Here is a 4,287-nt window from a genome sequence, read left to right on the forward strand (position 1 = left end):
CTCTGGAAATTCGGCGTCATGCTGGTGGTCGGTGCGGTCATCTTCTTCATTCCCCCGCCCGAAGGGGTCGATCCACGCGGTATGCACATGCTCGGGATCTTCGTGGCCACCATCATCGGCCTGATCCTGCAGCCGCTGCCCACGCCGTCACTGACCCTCATAGGGCTGGCGGTGGCCATGGTGACCGGAACCATGAGCGTTCCGGAGGGTGAAGCGCTCGCCGGATTTGCGAACTCCACGGTGCTCCTCATTGTTGCGGCGTTCTTCATTGCAGACGGCTTTCTCCTCACCGGTCTGGGACGACGCGTGGCCCTCATCTTCGTGTCCAAGCTCGGCAGGTCCCCCCTGGGCATCGCCTACGGCATGGCCGCCACCGACCTGATCCTGGCTCCGGCTACTCCGTCCAATACTGCACGCGCCGGCGGCGTGGTGTACCCGATCATTCGCTCGATCGCGGAGGTCCAGAACTCGACACCGGAGACGGATGAATCACGGCGGAGGCTCGGCTCTTATCTGACGTTCACCGCGTCGCACGTCAACGTGGTCACGTCCGCGATGTTCGTCACCGCCATGGCCGGTAACCCCGTGGCACAGCACGCGGCCGTGGAGATGGGCGTCGAGGTCACGTGGGGTAATTGGGCGTTGGCCGCCATCGTGCCCGGTCTCTTGAGCCTGGCGGTCGTTCCGTGGGCCATGAGCAAAATCTACGGCCCCACGGTCAAGAAGACCCCCGAGGCTCCCGCAATGGCTCGGCGCGAACTGACCACCATGGGCAAGATCACCCGCGGTGAAATCACCATGATCTTCACGTTCGTGCTGCTTCTTGTCCTCTGGATCTTCGGCTCACGCATCGGAATCGACGCCACCACCGCAGCGTTCGTGGGCATCGCCATCATGCTCGTCACCCGGGTCCTGACCTGGAAGGACATGGCCGCCAACGGCTCCGCGTGGAACACCCTGATCTTTTTCGCCGTGCTCGTGGGCATGGCCGGCCACCTCAACGATCTGGGCGTGATCGACTGGATCGGCTCCGTGGTCTCCGGAATGGTCGGCGGCATGCCGTGGGGCCTCGCGTTCGGCATTCTCGCGCTCGTGTACTTCTACGTGCACTACCTGTTCGCGTCCAACACCGCGCAGATCGTCGCCTTGTACGCCGTGTTCCTCGCCGCAGCGGTTGCGGCCGGAACTCCCCCACTGTTTGCGGCCCTGGCATTCGGCTTCATCGGCAACCTGTTCGGCACCCTGATGCACTACTCGTCCGGCCCCGCCGGCGTCATTTACGGTTCCGGTTATGTCAAGGTCAACGAATGGGTGCGCGTCGCGTTCATCATGTCCATCATCTTGATTCTCATCTGGACCGTGGTGGGTGGCGCCTGGATGGCGCTGCTCGGTATGTGGAACTAAATCCGTCCACTGGTACACGGTTCGTGGCAGGGATGTCCCCTCCCGGAAATGTCCCTCAATGCACGAGTTCGCGGTGCCCCGCAGCCTTGAGGGCTCTGGCGACGCCGCGCGCTGCCGTTCTGCCCGCGCGCGTGGCTCCCAGCGTGGAGGCCGATGAGCCGTAGCCGACCAGGAACACGCGAGGGTCCGCGTCCACCCGTACGCCTTCCGTGCGGATTCCGCCGCCGCGCTCACGTAACTGCAACGGCCCCAAATGGTCGATCGAGGCGCGGAAGCCGGTGGCCCACAGCACCGCATCCGCGTGCACTTCCTCGCCGGTTGCCAGCAGCACCCCGTCCGGAGTCAAAGAGGTCATCGGCCCGGCGGAGACCAGAATCCCCTGGTCGATCCCCCGCTGATACTGCGGGGTCAACGGCAGGCCGGTCACGGACACCACGCTCTCGGGCGGCAGCCCCGCACCGGTGCGTTCGCGCACGCGTCGTTCCACATCTCGGCCCCATTCCGAGTCGAAGGACCTCGGTTCGAACACGGGTTCGCGTCGCGTTACCCACGTGGTCGTCGCACCGGCCTGGTTGAGCTGCAACAGGAACTGCACGGCGGAGGTACCGCCACCGACCACCACCACGTGTTGACCGGCGAACTCGGACGCGGACCAGAAATCTCGCGTGTGCAACTGTCGCCCACGGAACTCGGAACGCCCCGGGTACCACGGCCAGAACGGCTTGTCCCACGTGCCGGTCGCGTTGATCAGGTACCGCGTGCGAAAGGTGCCGGCGTCGGTGTGAACGAGCAGAGCGGCGTCGTCGGCGTCGCTTTCGGACACCACGGAAAAAACTCGCGCCGGGCGAATGACCGGTAGTGAAAACCGCGCCTCGTACTCCCCGTAATACCGGGTAACCACGGAGGACGCCGGCTCGGCGGGGTCCGGCGTGCCCAACGGGAGACCGGGCAGGTCGTGGATCCCGTGGGCGGTACCGAACGTGAGGGAGGGCCATCGGTGCCGCCAGGCGCCGCCGGGACCGGGATTGGCATCAAGCACCACGAAGTCCTCGTGCGGGCGCAAGCCGGCCTTGACCAGGTGATAGGCGGCGGACAGACCCGCCTGCCCGGCACCGATGACCACGACATCCAAGGCACTCATTCGGACAGCATGTCCTTCACGAGCGGGGCAACCTTGGTGCCGTAAAGCTCGATGCTCGTCATGATCTTCTCGTGGGACAACGGACCCGTGCTGACCTTGAGGTCGAACCGGGACGCGCCCAGGGACTTGATGCCCGCGGCGATCTTGCGGGCCACGGTCTCCGGGGAGCCCACGGCCATGGAACCGTGCTTGACCTCGTTCTCGAAGGAATCGCGAGTGGGTGCCGGCCAACCCCGCTCGGCACCGATGCGCCGCGTGGAGAGGACGTACGGCTTGAAGAATTCCGACATGGCCTGCTCATCGGTCTCCGCAACGTAACCGTAGGAGTGGAAGCCCACGGGGTTGGTCTCGGTGTGCCCGAACTCGGCGAGCGCGCGGCGGTACAGGTCGGCGAACGGGGCGAAGCCGTCCACCGGGCCGCCGATGATTGCGAGCATGAGCGGGATGTCGTAGTGGGCCGCGCGCACCACGGACTGGGGGCTGCCGCCCACGGCGATCCACGACTTCAACAAACCGTGCTCCACGGGCGGATAAAGGGTGACGTTGTCCAGGTTCTGGGTGTGCTTGCCGGCCCAGCTGAGCGGCTGGTCCGTGCGCAGCTTGGCGAACAGGGCGAGCTTCTCCTCGAAGAGTTCCTCGTAGTCCTCCAGCGCGTAGCCGAACAGCGGGAAGGACTCGGTGAAGGAACCGCGACCCAAAATGATCTCCGCCCGGCCGTTGGAGAGCGCGTCCAAGGTTGCAAAGCGTTCGTACACGCGCACGGGGTCATCGGAGCTGAGCACGGTCACGGCGGAGCCCAGATGAATGTTCTTGGTCCGCGCCGCGATGGCAGCCAGCACCATTTCGGGAGAAGTCACGGCAAAGTCATCGCGGTGGTGCTCTCCCAGTCCGATGAAATTCAACCCCACCTGGTCCGCGAGCACGCCCTCCTCCACCACGTTGCGCACCACCTGCGCGTGCGACAGCGGGTTCTCCTGGGCGTCCCAGGTCACGTCTCCGAACGTGTCAATGCCAAGTTCAACAGTCATACCAAGGGAACACTGTGGACATGTCAAGTATTCCGATGGGGCTGACGCACCCATGCAGCCTGACCCGCACAACTGTTATGATCGGGAGGATGTCTTCACTGCACCCCTTCACCCCCGCGGCCTTCGAGCCGACCTTATGGGTGCTCTCCATGTCCCTGGGGACCAATGGGCAGGTTTCATCGTGGGGCGCTAATCAGGCCGGCGCACCGCCTTCTCACGCGCTCGCGTCACCACTGGCCTGAACTCGTCCGGCGCATTGCGCGGGAGACGTCGACCTTCTGGCCCGCCCATGTTCTGATGCCCGGACCAAGGTGTTTTCTTGCTACTCACGTGTTTGTTTATTGCGCTCCTCACCTGTTTCGCCTCGCCCCTGATCATTAAGTTTCTGGGCCGCAATGCGGGCTGGGTGCTTGCCCTCCCACTGTTGGGCGCGGCTGCGCTGGCCACATCCGCATTCGCCGACGCCGCTCGCTCCGGTTCCCCGGTGGTCGAGCAGTGGGCCCCGTGGATGCCCACGGTGGACGTCGGCTTGGGTCTCCGCATGGACGGCCTGGCTCTGGTGTTCACGCTGCTGGTGCTGGTCATCGGCGCCATGATCATGGTCTATTCCACCCGCTACTTGGAGCCCGGCGGAAAGCACGGCACGTTCTATCTCCTCATGACGGGCTTCGCCGCGGCCATGCTGGCGCTGGTGCTCGCCGATGATCTGATCGT

The 4,287-nt window shown here is 64.8% G+C and carries 3 protein-coding genes and 1 pseudogene; 2 read left to right on the forward strand and 2 right to left on the reverse strand.

The window, feature by feature from the left end; translation table 11 throughout:
* A partial coding sequence (locus Q4E95_RS11415) for an anion permease (protein ID WP_303383424.1) occupies positions 1-1,404 on the forward strand: 1,404 nt, incomplete at its 5' end.
* A 55-nt stretch (positions 1,405-1,459) separates the two neighbouring features.
* Here Q4E95_RS11415 and Q4E95_RS11420 read toward each other — a convergent pair.
* Together Q4E95_RS11420 and Q4E95_RS11425 are read right to left on the reverse strand one after the other, a co-directional pair.
* Complete coding sequence (locus tag Q4E95_RS11420) at positions 1,460-2,545, reverse strand: FAD-dependent oxidoreductase (protein ID WP_303383425.1); 1,086 nt, start codon at positions 2,543-2,545, stop codon at positions 1,460-1,462.
* Positions 2,542-3,573 carry an LLM class flavin-dependent oxidoreductase gene (locus tag Q4E95_RS11425; protein WP_303383426.1) on the reverse strand — a complete coding sequence of 344 codons (1,032 nt, stop codon included), beginning with the start codon at positions 3,571-3,573 and terminating at the stop codon, positions 2,542-2,544. The genes Q4E95_RS11420 and Q4E95_RS11425 overlap by 4 nt, the downstream gene beginning before the upstream one ends.
* 319 nt (positions 3,574-3,892) lie before the next feature.
* Between Q4E95_RS11425 and Q4E95_RS11430 the strand changes: the two are divergent.
* Positions 3,893-4,287 (forward strand): annotated as a pseudogene (locus tag Q4E95_RS11430) (cation:proton antiporter); the annotation flags it as partial.

Origin of the sequence: Kocuria sp. (genome assembly GCF_030536815.1) — a bacterium.
GTDB lineage: Bacteria > Actinomycetota > Actinomycetes > Actinomycetales > Micrococcaceae > Kocuria > Kocuria gwangalliensis.

Coding starts and splice junctions, on each gene's coding strand:
- Q4E95_RS11420 (WP_303383425.1), bottom strand. CDS start 2,545: ATGAGTGCCTTGGATGTCGTGGTCATCGGTGCCGGGCAGGCGGGTCTG.
- Q4E95_RS11425 (WP_303383426.1), bottom strand. CDS start 3,573: ATGACTGTTGAACTTGGCATTGACACGTTCGGAGACGTGACCTGGGAC.